Origin of the sequence: Ensifer meliloti, from assembly GCF_030064585.1 — a bacterium.
Taxonomy (GTDB): Bacteria; Pseudomonadota; Alphaproteobacteria; order Rhizobiales; family Rhizobiaceae; genus Sinorhizobium; species Sinorhizobium meliloti.
This window is the reverse complement of record NZ_CP120364.1, coordinates 424,396-439,244: the sequence shown is the minus strand read 5'-3', so window position 1 is coordinate 439,244 and position 14,849 is coordinate 424,396. Positions and strand designations below refer to the sequence as shown.

Genomic DNA, 14,849 nt, shown 5'->3' with positions numbered 1-14,849 from the left:
ACCGGCTTTCCCTCAGCCGTCGATTACTGCGCCGTCCAGCCGCCATCCATCGAGACATGCGTCCCGGTGATCTGGGCGGCATCGTCGCTTGCAAGATAAAGCGCCAGGGAGGCAACCTGTTCGACGGTGATGAACTTTTTCGTCGGCTGTCCCTTGAGCATCACCTCGTTGATCACCTGCTCCTCGGTGATGCCGCGCGTTCTCGCCTGATCCGGTATCTGCTTTTCGACGAGCGGCGTCAGAACGTAGCCGGGGCAGATCGAGTTCACGGTGATGCCGCTCTCCGCCACCTCCAGCGCCACGGTCTTCGTCAACCCCATGATACCATGCTTGGCGGCGACATAGGCGGACTTGAAGGGGGAGGCCACGAGGCCATGAGCGGACGCGATATTGATGATCCGGCCCCAGCCCTTCTTCTTCATCGGCGGAATGGCGCCACGAATGGTGTGAAAGGAGGAGGAGAGATTGACGGCGATGATCCGGTCCCATTGCTCGACCGGAAAATCCTCGATCTTTTCGACGAACTGCACGCCGGCATTGTTGACGAGGAGATCGGCGCCGCCGAAGCGATCGGCAACCATCGCCGTCATGTCGGCGATTTCGGAGGGCTTGGTCATGTCGGCCGGGTGATGAAGCACCGTACCGGAGCTCAGGCCTGCGACTTCATCCGTGACTGTCCTGATCTCGTCCGGCGCACCGAAGCCGTTCAGCACGATATTGGCACCGGTCTTCGCCAGGGCCCGGGCGATCGCCAATCCAATGCCGCTCGTGGAACCCGTTATCACCGCAGTCTTGGTCATTCCCGCTCTCTCCGTCCTGATGCCGCACAGGTCTTTTGCGACGCAACAGCGTCAGCCTACGCGCAAATGCGCGGCAGTGACAATTGTGTTTTTCCGCCCGGCAAAGCAGAGTCCGTGTCCGCGGGAGCACTTGGCAAAAGTTGCGTTTTGTTTTCGTTTGACATTCGTTTTTCTATCGTATTGAAGTCGTTCGAATGTCGCCCTCGAGGAAGGGCGAAGGGGGCGGAGTGAGGAAAGCGTATGCGGGCTTCCGGTCGCATTCCGGTCGGCCTTTTCAATCGCGTGCCGAGGAGGGGCATATGGGCGGATATATTCTCGCGATCGATCAGGGCACGACGTCCACGCGCGCGATCGTCTTCGACGGCAACCAGAAAATCGCGGGCGTCGGGCAGAAAGAGTTCAAGCAGCACTTTCCGAAGTCGGGCTGGGTGGAGCACGATCCGGAGGAGATCTGGCAGACGGTTGTCAGCACGGTCAAGGAAGCGATCGATAAGTCCGGCATCACCGCGAATGATATTGCCGCGATCGGTATCACCAACCAGCGGGAGACGGTTGTCGTCTGGGATCGCGAGACCGGCAAGCCGATCCACAATGCCATCGTCTGGCAGGACCGCCGCACTGCCGCCTTTTGCGACAAGCTCAAGAAGAAGGGACTGGAAAAGACCTTCGTGAAGAAAACCGGTCTGCTGCTCGATCCCTATTTTTCGGGAACGAAGCTCAACTGGCTGCTTTCCAATGTGAAGGGCGCGCAGGCGCGCGCAGCCAAAGGCGAACTCTGCTTCGGCACCATCGACACCTTCCTGATCTGGCGGCTGACGGGCGGCAAGTGCTTCTGCACCGACGCGACGAATGCCTCGCGTACCCTCTTATACAATATCGCCGAGAATGCCTGGGACGACGAGCTCACCGAGATCCTGCGCGTGCCGAAGGAGATGCTGCCGGAAGTGAAGGACTGCGCGGCCGACTTCGGCGTGACGGAGCCCTCCCTCTTCGGCGCGGCGATCCCGATCCTCGGCGTTGCCGGCGACCAGCAGGCGGCAACGATCGGTCAAGCCTGTTTCAAGCCGGGCATGCTGAAATCGACCTACGGTACCGGCTGCTTCGCCTTGCTCAACACCGGCAAGGACATGGTCCGCTCGAAGAACCGCCTTCTGACCACCATCGCCTACCGCCTCGACGGCGAAACGACCTATGCGCTCGAAGGCTCGATCTTCGTAGCCGGTGCTGCCGTGCAATGGCTGCGCGACGGGCTCAAGGTAATCAAGGCGGCCCCCGATACGGGCTCGCTTGCCGAGAGCGCCGATCCCTCGCAGGAGGTCTATCTGGTGCCGGCCTTCACCGGTCTCGGAGCGCCCCATTGGGATCCGGATGCGCGAGGCGCGATCTTCGGCATGACGCGCAATACCGGCCCGGCAGAGTTCGCACGGGCGGCACTTGAGGCCGTCTGCTACCAGACCCGCGACCTGCTCGAGGCCATGCACAAGGATTGGCGCCGCAACGGCAATGATACGGTCCTGCGAGTCGATGGCGGCATGGTCGCCTCAGACTGGACGATGCAGCGCCTGTCGGACCTGCTCGACGCTCCGGTCGACCGCCCGGTCATCCTCGAAACCACCGCGCTCGGCGTCGCCTGGCTTGCCGGTAGCCGCGCCGGCGTCTGGCCAAACCAGGAGGCGTTCGCCAAGTCCTGGGCGCGCGACCGCCGCTTCGAGCCGCACATGGACGAGGCCACGCGCAAGGTGAAGCTCAAGGGCTGGCGCAGCGCAGTCAAGCGGACGTTGATTGCTGCCTGAGTGTTGAACCTTCCACGTTGCGCTTCAGCGCTGCGGCAGAAGCCCTTCCCAACGATCCTCTTTCCTGTGGCAAGCACAGGAATGAGGGAAGAAAACACACGCCCGGACCCATATCCATGGAAATATATGGAGCCCGCGCTGTGCGCGTGCTGCCGTCCGGGACCTTTGCGCGTCGTCACGCTCGCCTGAGTTCCCCCTTGACTCATTCATAGCCCGGTGGCTATACATCAACCCAGAGCCAACCGGGTATATGTCCCAAATGTCCGACGCGCACGACATGCTCTTCAGAACGCTTGCCGATCCCACTCGCCGGGCTCTCTTCGAGCGGCTGTGCCGCGAAGGGGAGAGGACGGTCGGGGCTCTGACGGCTCGCGCCGGTGTCTCGCAGCCGGTCGTCTCCAAGCATCTCGGCGTCCTGAAGCAGGCCGGATTGGTGCGCGACCGCCACGAAGGCCGCCACACCTATTATAGCGCGCAACTCGGTGCGCTCGCGCCGCTGGTCGACTGGACGCGTGAGATGGCCGGGTTCTGGCAGAGCCGCTTCGACGATCTCGAAGATCTACTGAAAAGGATGGACCAATGAACGAAACACGTTCCGTCGTCGTCGAGCGGGAGATCGCTCATCCGCCAGAGAAGATCTGGCGCGCGCTCACCCAACCACACCTGATGGAGGAGTGGCTGATGAAGAACGACTTCAGCCCTGTCGTCGGGCACCGTTTCAACCTGCGCGGTGAGTGGGGTGGCGTGTTGGACTGCGAGGTCCTCGTCGTGGAGCCGAACAAAAGGCTGAGCTACGCCTGGAATTTCGCCCATGAGGATCCGGCCTACGACTTGAAGAGCGTGGTGACCTTCACCCTCGTCCCGACAAGCACGGGAACCCAGTTGCGCATGGAGCAGGTCGGATTCCGGCCGGATCAGCGGCAGGCCTATGGCGGCGCCAAGGCCGGATGGCAGCAGTTCTTCGAAAATCTGGAGCGCGTTCTCGCGGGTTTGAACTGAAACCCGCCTGCCGGGCCGGTCGGGGCTGGCTCGCTTCATGTCAATGGGAGATCATTCAATGGATTGGAACGCCTGGATACGTCAGATCCACCGGTGGTTATCCATCGTCTTCACGGTAACCGTCATCGCCAACTTCGCCGCCATCGGATTGGGAGAACCTCCTGCATGGGTGGTCTATTCCCCGCTGCTCCCGCTCTTCCTGCTGCTTTTCACCGGCCTCTATATGTTCGTGCTACCCTATGCCGCGAGGTGGCGCAGCGGCAGGCCTGCGGCGCAATGAGGTGAAGAGATGGCCAGCAAGACCCCGGTGAAGAGCGAGAATGTTGCACAGAAGGCGGCCGCCAAGCCGGCCTCGGGACAGCCGACCCTGCTCTCGGGCGGCAACCCGCAGATCGCGAAGGGCTATGGCGATGCCCCCGTGCAGGCCTACATCACGGCCATGCCGGGCTGGAAGAGCCATATCGGGCGCCGCCTCGATGCTCTGATTGTGGAGGCCGTTCCCGGCGTGCACAAGGCGGTCAAGTGGAACTCGCCTTTCTACGGCGTCGAGGACGATGCCTGGTTTCTCAGCTTTCACTGCTTCACCAAATACATCAAGGTGACGTTCTTCCGCGGCGCTGCGCTCGATCCTGTCCCGCCCGGCAAGTCCAAATATCCGGAAGTACGTTACCTCGACATTTACGAGGGCCAACTAGACCAAGCTCAATTCTCCGCCTGGGTAAGGCAGGCCAGCCGGTTGCCCGGTGAACGAATGTGAGCGACAACAACCATCAGGAAAGTGACGGCCATGGACAACAGGACGAGCGGCTCGAACGGAGAAGAAGCACCTCCCTCCAAACTGATAGATGCGAAAATCGACGCCCTTGACGATTGGCGTGGCGAGACGCTCGCCCGGATCCGGAAACTCATCCGGCGGGCCGACCCGGAAGTGATCGAGGAAGTGAAGTGGAGAGGGGTCCCCGTGTGGGAACACGCCGGGATAATCTGCACCGGCGAAGTCTATAAGGCGGTCGTGAAGACGACCTTCGCGAAAGGTGCCTCGCTGGAAGACCCTTCAGGCCTTTTCAACTCCAGCCTGGAAGGCAATACGCGGCGTGCCATCGATTTCCGTGAGGGCGAGGAGATCGACGAAGAGGCGTTCATCGCGCTCATTCGCGCCGCGGTGGCGCTGAATACGTCAGCACGCCCAGGCGCCCGTTCGCAAAAGAAGCCGAAGAGCGCCTGACCCCGATGGACATGGGCTGGAAACAGTGCGTTTTCCAAAGGCGCATTTGCGGCCTGGTCCTGCGCCGATTATCTCTAGCGCAACGCTAGATCTCGCAGGAAGCCAGCCATGGAACTCGGACTCTATACATTCGCCGACGTCGATCCGAATGCAGCCGACAAGGGAGCCGAGGGGCGCCGGCGTCTTGCCGATCTCCTGGAGGAGATCGAGCTTGCCGATCAGGTGGGCCTCGACGTTTTCGGCCTCGGCGAGCATCACCGGCCGGACTATGCGGCGTCGGCACCCGCGGTGATCCTCGCGGCGGCTGCCGCGTGCACCAGCCGCATCCGGCTGACGAGCGCGGTGACGGTGTTGAGCTCCGACGATCCCGTCCGCGTCTTCCAGCAATTCGCCACCCTCGACCTCCTGTCGAACGGACGCGCCGAGATCATGGCGGGACGTGGCTCCTTCATCGAATCATTCCCGCTCTTCGGCCAGTCGCTGGACGATTACGACCAGCTTTTCTCCGAAAAGCTCGATCTGCTTTTGGCGCTGCGCGATAGTGAAAGGGTCACCTGGTCGGGTGCGCTGAGATCTCCGATCAACGATCGCGGCGTTTATCCGCGCCCGCTGCAGGACCCGCTGCCGCTCTGGATCGCGGTCGGCGGCACGCCGCAGTCGGTTGCGCGTGCCGGTGCGCTCGGTGTGCCGATGGCGCTGGCGATCATCGGCGGCGAACCGGCACGCTTTGCGCCGCTCTTCCAGCTCTACCGCGAAGCTGCGCGCCGCTCGGGGCAGGATCCGTCGAAGCTGAAGACGAGCATCAACGTCCACGGCTTCATCGCGGATACCACGCAAGAAGCTGCAGATCAGTTCTATGGGCCGCAAGCCGAGGTGATGAACCGCATCGGACGCGAACGCGGCTGGGGGCCGACCAACCGCGCCCACTTCGATCAGGCGATCAGCCCGACGGGCAATCTCTTCCTCGGCGATCCGGAAACGGTTGCCAGGAAGATCGTTGCGCATCGGAAGCTCTTCGGAAACGACCGCTTCCTGCTGCAGATGGCGATCGGTCCGATGCCGCATGACCGGATCCTGCACGGCATCGAACTCTACGGCACCAAGGTCGCGCCTCTGGTACGCGAGATGCTGGCGGAGGAGCGCGCTTCTTAAGCCGCGTCGCCACTGGCATATGCGGCGTCGTAGCGCTAAAAGTGGCCGCGAAAGCGAGACATCCATGACCCTCAACAACGACGAAGACCTCGAAAGGCTGAAGGAAATCGGCCGCATTTGTGCCAATGCGCTCCAGGCGATGGGCGAGGCGCTGGAACCGGGCATCACCACGGCCGAGCTCGACGCGATCGGCCGCAAGGTGCTGGAGGAGGCCGGCGCCCGTTCGGCACCCGAGCTTTGCTATGATTTTCCCGGCGCGACCTGCATCAGCGTCAACGAGGAAATCGCCCACGGCATACCCGGCCGCCGGGTGATCCAGCCGGGCGATCTCGTCAATATCGACGTTTCGGCCGAAAAAGGCGGGCTCTTCGCCGATACCGGTGCGTCCTTTCCCGTGCCGCCGGTCAAGACCGAGATCGACCGGCTCTGCCGCGACGGCAAGCGGGCGATGTGGGTGGGCCTGAAACAGGTCAAGCCGGGCCAGTCGCTTGCCACGATCGGCAATTCGATCGGCGAGTTCGCGCGCAAGAACCGCTATTCCCTCGTCGCCAATCTGGCGAGCCACGGCATCGGCCGGTCGCTGCACGAGGAACCGAGCGAAATTGCAACCTGGCCGGACCCATCCGAGCGGCGGCGGATGACCGAGGGCATGGTTTTCACGGTCGAACCCTTCCTGTCGATGGGGGCGCAATGGGCCGAAGGCGGCGACGACGACTGGACCCTCTACAGCGAACCGCGGGCACCGACTGTCCAATATGAGCACACGGTGGTCGTCACCCGCAGCGGGCCGCTGGTCGTGACGCTGCCGGGTTAGGGCGACTTAGGAGAAGTGTGCGACGGAAGTCTCACCCCCCTCTGCCCTGCCGGGCATCTCCCCCGCAAGGGGCGAGATCAGATGGTGGAAGCGCTCTGCGTCAACGTCAGTCTCGCAACAAGTTTAAGCTTATTTTAGAGGCAGGGAGATCGCCTCCCGGCAGGGCAGAGGGGGGTATCACACCCGCTCCCGCTTTTCTCAGCGCGCATCATTCGATTCCATCAATGAACCGTTCAATTATAATGATTTGCCGCTCTCTTGCTGCGATGCAATAAAAGGGCATGAGCACTCTCCAAAGGCAGGACCGTAGCGAACCGGCGTCCAGGCACTCGACAGAGCCGAGCGGCTTCGAGTCCGCCGGCAGCGGTTCGAGGGGAAGTCTCGCAGCGACCGCGATCGCCGGTGCGATCGCCATGGCGGTGGCCATGGGCTTCGGCCGGTTCTCCTATACGCCCATCCTGCCGGCGATGATGACCGACACCGGCCTTTCGCCTGGTGATGCAGGTCTAGTCGCCTCGGCGAATTTCATCGGATATCTCGCAGGCGCGGTGCTTGCCGGCTATGGCTGGGCGCACGGCCGCGAACGCGGGGTCGGTCTTGCGGCGCTCGTCGCGACGACCCTGCTGCTGGCCGCCATGGGGCTTACATCCTCTGTGCTCGCCTATTCCATCATCCGCTTTCTTGCGGGCCTGGCGAGCGCCTTTGCGATGATCTTCATCTCGGGGATAGTGCTGGGGCAGGGGCTCGCCGCCAGGTCCGAGCACGTTCCCTCGGTGCATTTCGGCGGCGTCGGTTTCGGCATCGCGCTTTCCTCTATCGCGGTCTGGGCTGCGCCGCTCGCAGGTGTCGCCGGCTTTTCGATGTCGCAGGCCGACTGGTTCATGGGCGCGCTGGTTGCGCTCGCGGGAACTGTCCTGGTGGCCGCGCTGCTGCCGGCGAGCCGTCATGCCGCCAATGGCGGCCGACCGGAGGTGCCGCTCGTCCGTTCGCGATCGCTCATGGCGATGACGCTCACCTATGGCTTTTTCGGCTTCGGCTACGTGATCACCGCCACCTTCCTCGTCGCCATGGCGCGCGACTCAAGCGGCGGCCACAGCGTCGAGTTCCTCGCCTGGCTGATCACCGGCGTTAGCGCTGCGCTGTCCGTCTATCTCTGGCGTTTCGCCGTGCCGCGCTTGGGGCTGGCCGGCGTCTATGCGATCGGCCTGCTGGTCGAGGCGGCGGGCCTCGTGCTGACGGTCTCCTTGCCCTCGCCTTATGCGCCGCTTGTCGGCGGGCTGATGCTCGGCGCCACCTTCATGATGGTCACGGCCTATGGCCTGCAGATCGGCCGGCAACTCGCCCCCGAAAGCCCGCGCCGGGCGCTCGCCTTCATGACCGCCGCCTTCGGGATCGGCCAGATTGTCGGGCCGCTGGTCGCCGGCTGGCTCGCGGAGCGGACCGGAAGCTATGCTTTGCCGACCTTGGTCGCGGCCTTCGTTCTCATGATCTGCGGGATCGTCGTTCTCGCCGAATTGCGCAGGATAAATGAAGCCCTGGCACGATGACGGGTCCTCACTAAGCCGGGCAGACAGCGTCGGCAGCCACATGAAATAACAGTAACATTCGCATTCCGTAATTGTTGCGCAATGTGAATTGCCCTAGTTTCGGCGCATCAGGAGGCAAGTCCTTGACCTCCCCGAAACGAGAGTGCCGTCCCTTGTTCCAATCCTTCTTCCCCAAGCCGAAGCTGTTTTTCATATCATCCGCCGTCTGGAGCCTTCTTGCCGTTCTCGTATGGTATGGCGGCGGACGGGATATCGGCGCCTATCTCGGCTTGCCGCCGCTACCGCCCGGTCAGGAGCCTATCATCGGGGTGTCCGTTTTCTGGTCGGCACCCTTTCTCTGGTTCTACATCTATTATGCGGTGGTCGTAGGATTATTCGCCGCGTTCTGGTTCGCCTACAGCCCGCATCGGTGGCAGTATTGGTCGGTCCTCGGCACGGCGCTGATCATCTTCAACACCTACTTTTCCGTTCAGGTCAGCGTCGCCTTCAATGCCTGGTACGGCCCGTTCTATGATATGATCCAGCAGGCGCTCGCGCGAACGGCACCGATCACGGCAGAACAACTCTACATGGGTATGATCGGCGTCTCGGGCATTGCCTTTCTGGCGGTGACCGTAGGCGTGCTGAACCTCTTCTTCGTCAGCCACTACATCTTTCGCTGGCGTACCGCGATGAACGAATACTATGTCTCGCATTGGCCGAGGCTGCGGCAAGTCGAAGGCGCATCGCAGCGTGTACAGGAAGACACGATGCGATTTTCCAGCACGATGGAAAGGCTGGGCGTCGGCCTGGTGAGCTCAGTTATGACGTTGATCGCCTTTCTCCCGGTTCTCTTCAAGTTTTCCGAGCAGGTAAACGTGCTGCCGGTCGTCGGCGAAATACCGCATGCGCTCGTCTGGGCCGCCATCTCCTGGTCGCTGTTCGGAACGGTCTTCCTCGCCGTGGTAGGTATCAAGCTTCCGGGCCTCGAATTTCGCAATCAGCGCGTCGAAGCGGCATACCGAAAGGAACTCGTCTATGGCGAGGATCATGAGGACCGCGCCGATCCGATAACGCTCGCGCAGCTTTTCGACAATGTCAGGCGCAACTATTTCCGCCTCTACTTCCATTACATGTACTTCAATATCGCGCGCATTTTCTACCTGCAGGCCGACAACATATTCGGCACTCTCGTGCTGATACCGGCGATTGTGGCGGGAAAACTCACGCTCGGCGTCATGAATCAGGTTTTGAACGTTTTTGGGCAGGTTCGGGAGTCATTCCAATACCTGGTCGGTTCCTGGACGACGATCGTCGAGCTCCTGTCGATCTACAAACGCCTTAAAGCCTTCGAGTCGGTATTGGTCGACGAGCCGCTGCCGGAAATCGACCGGCAGTTCATCGACGCTGGCGGTAAGGAAGAGCTGGCTCTGTAACGGCGGGCATCAGAAGGCGGAGCGATCCGCCTTCCTTCTCGCAGCCTCGATAATCGGCAACGCTTCGGCATAGCTGACGCAGGCGACGTCCGGCTTGCTGCAGGTTTCCGAGAGAAAGCGATCGAGCGCCCGCCAATAGGCGCCGCCGTTCATCTCGACGAAGTGGAAGCCGAGCTGAAGAGGGATCCGCTCGCCTTCATATTCCTTCCGGAAGGCATTGCGGAACGCCGCAAGCGTCCGCTCCTCGAAGCGGGCGCTGTCGCGTTTGTTCTCGACTCCCATCGAATGGCGGACGAAGAGATTGTAGTCCATGCCGATAACCGGCCGGTGGGAAGGACCTTCGGGAATGAGCGGCAGGCCGAAGCGCGGCAGACCGCCGGCGAAGCTGGGCCAGCCGGGCCCTTTGGTCACGAGGCTCGCATCATAGCTGAAACCGAACGCCTCGAGTGCAGGCACCAGGCCGTCGCTGAGTGACAGGTAGGGTGCGCGAAAGCCCTTGATGCCGTTCTTCGCGAAATCGGCCCAGCCTTCCGGCTCGGCCTCCGGCTTGCCGGCTTTCTTCCAGGCTTCGGCGAGCGCCACGCGGAAGGCGGAAAACTCCCGCTCCCAATCGGCCTTGCTCCAGCCTTTGCCGTCGAAATGGCCGCAGGCGTGGCTGCCGAGGTCGTGACCTTCGCGATGCGCCTGCCAGATGTGGCCGACGCGGACCGCGATCTCTTCGCGGCTTTGTGCGAAGCCGACATTCGAACGTCCCTGCTTCTGTCCGGGCGCCCGGTAGGTCTGCTTCCCGTCGGCCTTCGTCATCAGGAAGGTGCAGGAGAGGAAATAGGTGAAATGGGCGCCCGTTCGCCTTGCCATGGCAAGGCTTTTCTCCCAAAGCGCGTTGTCGTGCGCGCCGTCGAAGGAGACGACGACGAGCTGTTTGCCGCTCGGCGACGGGGGTGCCGGCGGCGGATCGGCGAGGGCGAGAGCGGGAAAAAGAGCGAGTGATAAAGCCAGAGAAATACGAATCATGTTTCAACTGTGACGTTTGGTTTCGTCGCAGTTGTCCGCAAATTGCGGCAATCCTTTGATTGGGCTGGAAAATAGGCGCTATCGAAGGTAGTGCGTAGTTAGGTGGACCGGCAAAGCGCGGCGCTGTAGCGGTCCGACATCTCGAACAAGCGGTGACCCATGGCCATACTCGTTCTCGGCATCATCATATTTCTCGGCATGCACCTCGTCCGCGTGATTGCGCCCGGCTTTCGTGCCGGCATCATCGAAAGCCGCGGCAAGGGCACATGGATGGGGCTCTACACGATCGTCAGCCTAGTCGGCCTCTGTCTGATCATCTACGGCTTCGGTCAGGCGCGTGGCGAAACGGGCATGCTCTACGATCCGCCGATATTCCTGCGCCATATCGCCCTTCTGCTGATGCTCATCGCCTTCATCGTGCTTGCCGCCGGCTTCCTTCCGGCGGGCCGCATCGCCGTCGCGCTGAAGCATCCCCAGGTCCTCTCGATCAAGATATGGGCGCTGGCGCACCTCCTTGCGAATGGCGAGACGTCCTCGGTCCTGCTCTTCGGTTCCTTTCTCGCCTGGGCGGTGATCCTGCGCATCTCGCTGAAACGGCGCGAGCGCGCGGGCGAGAAGGTGCTTCCAGTGTTCAAATCGGCGCGCAACGACGTCCTGGCGGTCATTATCGGCCTCGTCGCCTTTGTGCTCTTCGTCTGGAAGCTGCATGAGCTTCTGATAGGCGTTCAGCCGGTCGTCCTCTAAATGTCGATCTCCCCCTTACATCAGGCGTAAAATCGGGTAGAACGCGCCAACTTCTTCAGATCAGGGCCGGGTGGCCGGGACGGGACATGGTAAACCAGGACGACAGCTTTATCCGCGAGGTCAACGACGAACTCCGTTCGGACCAGATGAAGGCCGTCTGGACGCGCTTCGGCGGCATCATCATCGGGATTGCCGTTCTGATCGTGCTCGGCACCGTCGGCAAGGTCGGATACGATTACTGGCAGGAGGCCTCCTCGTCGCAATCGGGCGACACCTTCCTCGCGGCGCTCAACCTTGCCCGGGAGAACAAGTCGGACGAGGCGCTCGCCGCTCTGACGGAGCTCGAGAAGGACGGTTACGGATCCTATCCGGTTCTGGCGCAGCTGCGCGTTGCGACGCTGCAGGCGCAAAAGGGTGAAACGGATGCGGCAGTCGCCGCGTTCTCCGGGATCGGCAGGGATACGCGTATTCCGGCCGCGCTCCGCGATGCGGCTCGGCTGCGGGCGGCTTATCTGCTTATCGATGCGGGAACCTACGAGCAGGTGTCATCCGAGGTCGAGCAACTGGCCGTTCCGCAGAATGCCATGCGTCATTCGGCGCGCGAGGCGCTCGGCCTTTCGGCCTACAAGGCCGGCGACTATGCCAAGGCGAAGAGCTGGTTCCAGCAGATCGTCGACGATGCGCAAAGCCCGCGCAGCATCATGAATCGGGCGCAGATGCTGCTGGATGTGATCGCGTCGACAGGCAAGGCCTGACGCTAGAAGCATGTCGCCCAAAAGTGCGCAGCGGTTTTGGGATGACGACATGCACAAGAAAAGCATGTCGCCCGAAGTGCCTAGCGGTTTTCGGGTAGCGGCATGCACAAAAACAGAAACTTAAAGCGCGTCGCGTGAATTCCACTGAACGCGAGGCGCTTTAGCATGGATGTCAAGATGAGCTTCACCGTCGCCATTATCGGGCGCCCCAATGTCGGCAAGTCCACCTTGTTCAACCGCCTGGTTGGCAAGAAGCTGGCGCTCGTCGACGATACGCCGGGGGTTACCCGCGACCGGCGTCCGGGCGACGCGAAGCTGGTCGACCTCAAGTTCCGCATCATCGATACGGCCGGTCTCGAGGAATCGTCACCCGACAGCCTGCAGGGGCGGATGTGGGCGCAAACCGAGGCGGCCATCGACGAGGCGGATCTGTCGCTCTTCGTCGTCGATGCCAAGGCCGGCCTGACGCCGGCAGATCAGACGCTCGCCGAAATGCTGCGCCGCCGGGGCAAGCCCGTCGTCGTCGTCGCCAACAAATCCGAGGCCCGCGGCTCCGAAGGCGGCTTCTACGACGCCTTCACGCTCGGCCTCGGTGAACCCTGCCCGATCTCGGCCGAACACGGCCAGGGCATGCTCGATCTGCGCGACGCGATCGTCGCCGCACTCGGCGAGGAGAGGGCGTTCCCGCCGGCGGAAGACGTTGCCGAGACGAATGTGGATATCCGCCCCGTTGCCGGTGAAGGTACCGAGGACGAGGAGGTCGAGTCCGCCTATGACGAAACCAAGCCGCTCCGGGTGGCGATCGTCGGCCGGCCGAATGCCGGAAAGTCGACTCTGATCAACCGGTTCCTTGGCGAAGACCGGCTGCTGACGGGGCCGGAGGCGGGCATTACCCGCGACTCCATCTCCGTCGAATGGGACTGGCGCGGCCGCACGATAAAGATGTTCGATACGGCCGGCATGCGCCGCAAGGCGAAGGTTCAGGAGAAGCTCGAAAAGCTCTCGGTTGCGGATGCGTTGCGGGCGATCCGCTTCGCCGAGACCGTCGTCATCGTCTTCGACGCCACGGTCCCTTTCGAGAAGCAAGACCTGCAGATCGTCGATCTGGTGCTGCGCGAGGGGCGTGCAGCCGTGCTTGCTTTCAACAAATGGGATCTCGTCGAGAACTGGCAGGCACTGCTTGTAGACTTGCGCGAAAAGACCGAGCGGCTGTTGCCGCAGGCGCGCGGCATCCGTGCAGTGCCGATTTCCGGGCACACCGGCTATGGCCTCGACCGGCTCATGCAGGCCATCATCGAAACGGACAAGGTCTGGAACCGGCGCATCTCCACGGCGCGCCTCAACCGGTGGCTGGAATCGCAGCAGGTGCAGCATCCCCCGCCGGCCGTCTCGGGCCGCCGCCTCAAGCTCAAATACATGACGCAGGTCAAGGCGCGGCCACCGGGTTTCATGGTTTCCTGCACACGCCCCGAGGCGGTGCCGGAGTCCTACACCCGCTACCTCATCAACGGTTTGCGAAACGATTTCGACCTGCCGGGCGTGCCGATCCGCGTGCATTTCCGCGCGTCGGAGAATCCCTTCGAGTCGAAGGCGCGCAAAAGGCGCTGAGAGCCCGGCGGCAGCAGAAGAACTCACGATTCGTTTCGCACTGCGGCGTTTTTTGATGCGATATGCGGCGTAATTAGAGTAAATCTATGTAGCAGGTGAATTGATTTCCTTGCCGCCACTTTAGGCTTGATCTATAACTGAATCCTAGGATGCCGAAGTAAGCGAGCCGTGGCAGATTGGCTCGGCAGGCTGGGAAACGGCACTTGGCTCTCGAGAGTTGGACGATCCGCGTGATCGGGATCGATGTGTCTGGGTCGCGGTCGCGGATAAGATCGCGTGCTTTTCTCGTTTTGCCGTGATCCTTCTCGAAAGCGATGTTCTCATGCTGACAAAAAAAGGAAAGTACGGGTTGAAGGCGATGGTCGATCTTGCCCAGCTTCAGCCGGGCGAAACGGCTTTCATCACGGAAATCGCCCTTCGCAACAACTTGCCGAAGAAGTTTCTCGACACGATCATGCTCGAACTCAGGAATGCCGGCTTTCTTCGCTCGAAGAAAGGCCCGGGCGGCGGCTACGCGCTGGCGCGGCCCGCATCCGAGATCCGGGTCGGCCAGGTGATACGAACGCTCGACGGACCGCTGGCGCCGATCCGTTGTGCGAGCCGCACGGCCTATGAAGTCTGCGACGACTGTTCGGACCCGGAAACCTGTCACGTGCGCCGTTCGATGATCGTTGTCCGCGATGCCGTGGCTGACATCCTCGACAACATGACGCTCGCGCAATTTGCAGCAAGCGAGAGAGAAGCCGCCGTAGCCCCGCTTCTCAGCGAAGCGGGCTGAGCGCGCGGCCCCTTCGATACGTCTTATAAGCCGGGCCCATGCCCGTTACATCGGTGTAACGCCACTCCTCCCCAACGCCTCATTCCTGTGCCCTGTCACAGCATCCGGACAGCTCAAGTCCTTGGGCTGAAAAGACTCTTCCGCGCCGCAGATACGGCGCTGCTGGATCCCTGTGACGAGCACAGGGATGAGGGCGGAGGTGCGG

Annotated in this window: 16 protein-coding genes; 14 read left to right on the top strand and 2 right to left on the bottom strand. The window is 62.1% G+C overall.

Annotation, left to right across the window (positions count from 1 at the left end; translation table 11 throughout):
* Positions 1-23: 23 nt before the first annotated feature.
* Positions 24-800, bottom strand: coding sequence for a 3-hydroxybutyrate dehydrogenase (locus PZL22_RS01895; RefSeq protein ID WP_003528537.1), 777 nt, complete (start codon positions 798-800; stop codon positions 24-26).
* A 299-nt stretch (positions 801-1,099) separates the two neighbouring features.
* Between PZL22_RS01895 and glpK the strand changes: the two genes are divergently transcribed.
* The 10 genes from glpK (at position 1,100) to bacA (ending at position 9,745) form a co-directional block, all read left to right on the top strand.
* Positions 1,100-2,593 (top strand): glycerol kinase GlpK, encoded by a 1,494-nt coding sequence (gene glpK / locus PZL22_RS01890; protein WP_003528538.1) that lies wholly within the window; start codon positions 1,100-1,102, stop codon positions 2,591-2,593.
* A 259-nt stretch (positions 2,594-2,852) separates the two neighbouring features.
* Positions 2,853-3,176 (top strand): ArsR/SmtB family transcription factor, encoded by a 324-nt coding sequence (locus PZL22_RS01885; RefSeq protein ID WP_003528544.1) that lies wholly within the window; start codon positions 2,853-2,855, stop codon positions 3,174-3,176.
* Complete coding sequence (locus tag PZL22_RS01880) at positions 3,173-3,592, top strand: SRPBCC family protein (protein ID WP_003528545.1); 420 nt, start codon at positions 3,173-3,175, stop codon at positions 3,590-3,592. Before PZL22_RS01885 ends, PZL22_RS01880 begins: the two co-directional genes overlap by 4 nt.
* Before the next feature lie 58 nt (positions 3,593-3,650).
* Positions 3,651-3,872, top strand: a complete 222-nt coding sequence (locus PZL22_RS01875; protein WP_284718428.1) for a hypothetical protein — start codon at positions 3,651-3,653, stop codon at positions 3,870-3,872.
* Between the two features lie 9 nt (positions 3,873-3,881).
* Positions 3,882-4,349, top strand: a complete 468-nt coding sequence (locus PZL22_RS01870; protein WP_003528547.1) for a DUF1801 domain-containing protein — start codon at positions 3,882-3,884, stop codon at positions 4,347-4,349.
* Between the two features lie 30 nt (positions 4,350-4,379).
* Positions 4,380-4,817, top strand: a complete 438-nt coding sequence (locus PZL22_RS01865; protein WP_003528548.1) for a DUF1801 domain-containing protein — start codon at positions 4,380-4,382, stop codon at positions 4,815-4,817.
* Positions 4,818-4,925: 108 nt separating this feature from the next.
* Positions 4,926-5,969 carry an LLM class flavin-dependent oxidoreductase gene (locus PZL22_RS01860; protein ID WP_003528549.1) on the top strand — a complete coding sequence of 348 codons (1,044 nt, stop codon included), beginning with the start codon at positions 4,926-4,928 and terminating at the stop codon, positions 5,967-5,969.
* Positions 5,970-6,033: 64 nt separating this feature from the next.
* The gene (gene map / locus PZL22_RS01855; protein WP_004434765.1) at positions 6,034-6,783 is read left to right on the top strand and encodes a type I methionyl aminopeptidase; all 750 of its coding nucleotides are present in this window, start codon (positions 6,034-6,036) and stop codon (positions 6,781-6,783) included.
* A gap of 281 nt (positions 6,784-7,064) precedes the next feature.
* A complete protein-coding gene (locus PZL22_RS01850; protein WP_033048572.1) occupies positions 7,065-8,330 on the top strand; it encodes an MFS transporter in 1,266 nt (421 codons plus the stop codon).
* A gap of 152 nt (positions 8,331-8,482) precedes the next feature.
* Entirely contained in the window at positions 8,483-9,745 is a 1,263-nt protein-coding gene (bacA, locus tag PZL22_RS01845) for a bacteroid development protein BacA (RefSeq protein WP_004434772.1), read from the top strand.
* Between the two features lie 9 nt (positions 9,746-9,754).
* On the opposite strand, the gene PZL22_RS01840 is transcribed toward bacA, so the two are convergent.
* Positions 9,755-10,759: a polysaccharide deacetylase family protein gene (locus tag PZL22_RS01840; protein WP_004434778.1), complete on the bottom strand. Its 1,005-nt coding sequence runs from the start codon at positions 10,757-10,759 to the stop codon at positions 9,755-9,757.
* Between the two features lie 159 nt (positions 10,760-10,918).
* On the opposite strand from PZL22_RS01840, the gene PZL22_RS01835 reads away from it, so the two are divergent.
* The 4 genes from PZL22_RS01835 to PZL22_RS01820 all read left to right on the top strand — a co-directional run bounded on the left by PZL22_RS01835 (position 10,919) and on the right by PZL22_RS01820 (position 14,644).
* A complete protein-coding gene (locus tag PZL22_RS01835) occupies positions 10,919-11,503 on the top strand; it encodes an NnrU family protein (protein WP_004434780.1) in 585 nt (194 codons plus the stop codon).
* An 86-nt stretch (positions 11,504-11,589) separates the two neighbouring features.
* A complete protein-coding gene (locus PZL22_RS01830; protein ID WP_004434781.1) occupies positions 11,590-12,258 on the top strand; it encodes a tetratricopeptide repeat protein in 669 nt (222 codons plus the stop codon).
* A 177-nt stretch (positions 12,259-12,435) separates the two neighbouring features.
* On the top strand, positions 12,436-13,866 hold the full coding sequence (gene der / locus PZL22_RS01825) for a ribosome biogenesis GTPase Der (RefSeq protein ID WP_004434784.1): 1,431 nt from the start codon (positions 12,436-12,438) through the stop codon (positions 13,864-13,866).
* A gap of 322 nt (positions 13,867-14,188) precedes the next feature.
* On the top strand, positions 14,189-14,644 hold the full coding sequence (locus PZL22_RS01820; protein WP_015242948.1) for an RrF2 family transcriptional regulator: 456 nt from the start codon (positions 14,189-14,191) through the stop codon (positions 14,642-14,644).
* Positions 14,645-14,849 lie beyond the last annotated feature (205 nt).

Excerpts from the sequence above, each read along its gene's own strand:
- PZL22_RS01885 (WP_003528544.1), top strand. The coding sequence starts at position 2,853 with ATGTCCGACGCGCACGACATGCTCTTCAGAACGCTTGCCGATCCCACT.
- PZL22_RS01850 (WP_033048572.1), top strand. The coding sequence starts at position 7,065 with ATGAGCACTCTCCAAAGGCAGGACCGTAGCGAACCGGCGTCCAGGCAC.
- PZL22_RS01895 (WP_003528537.1), bottom strand. The coding sequence starts at position 800 with ATGACCAAGACTGCGGTGATAACGGGTTCCACGAGCGGCATTGGATTG.
- der (WP_004434784.1), top strand. The coding sequence starts at position 12,436 with ATGAGCTTCACCGTCGCCATTATCGGGCGCCCCAATGTCGGCAAGTCC.
- PZL22_RS01880 (WP_003528545.1), top strand. The coding sequence starts at position 3,173 with ATGAACGAAACACGTTCCGTCGTCGTCGAGCGGGAGATCGCTCATCCG.
- PZL22_RS01835 (WP_004434780.1), top strand. The coding sequence starts at position 10,919 with ATGGCCATACTCGTTCTCGGCATCATCATATTTCTCGGCATGCACCTC.
- map (WP_004434765.1), top strand. The coding sequence starts at position 6,034 with ATGACCCTCAACAACGACGAAGACCTCGAAAGGCTGAAGGAAATCGGC.
- PZL22_RS01820 (WP_015242948.1), top strand. The coding sequence starts at position 14,189 with ATGCTGACAAAAAAAGGAAAGTACGGGTTGAAGGCGATGGTCGATCTT.
- PZL22_RS01875 (WP_284718428.1), top strand. The coding sequence starts at position 3,651 with ATGGATTGGAACGCCTGGATACGTCAGATCCACCGGTGGTTATCCATC.
- glpK (WP_003528538.1), top strand. The coding sequence starts at position 1,100 with ATGGGCGGATATATTCTCGCGATCGATCAGGGCACGACGTCCACGCGC.
- PZL22_RS01840 (WP_004434778.1), bottom strand. The coding sequence starts at position 10,759 with ATGATTCGTATTTCTCTGGCTTTATCACTCGCTCTTTTTCCCGCTCTC.
- PZL22_RS01830 (WP_004434781.1), top strand. The coding sequence starts at position 11,590 with ATGGTAAACCAGGACGACAGCTTTATCCGCGAGGTCAACGACGAACTC.
- PZL22_RS01860 (WP_003528549.1), top strand. The coding sequence starts at position 4,926 with ATGGAACTCGGACTCTATACATTCGCCGACGTCGATCCGAATGCAGCC.
- PZL22_RS01870 (WP_003528547.1), top strand. The coding sequence starts at position 3,882 with ATGGCCAGCAAGACCCCGGTGAAGAGCGAGAATGTTGCACAGAAGGCG.
- PZL22_RS01865 (WP_003528548.1), top strand. The coding sequence starts at position 4,380 with ATGGACAACAGGACGAGCGGCTCGAACGGAGAAGAAGCACCTCCCTCC.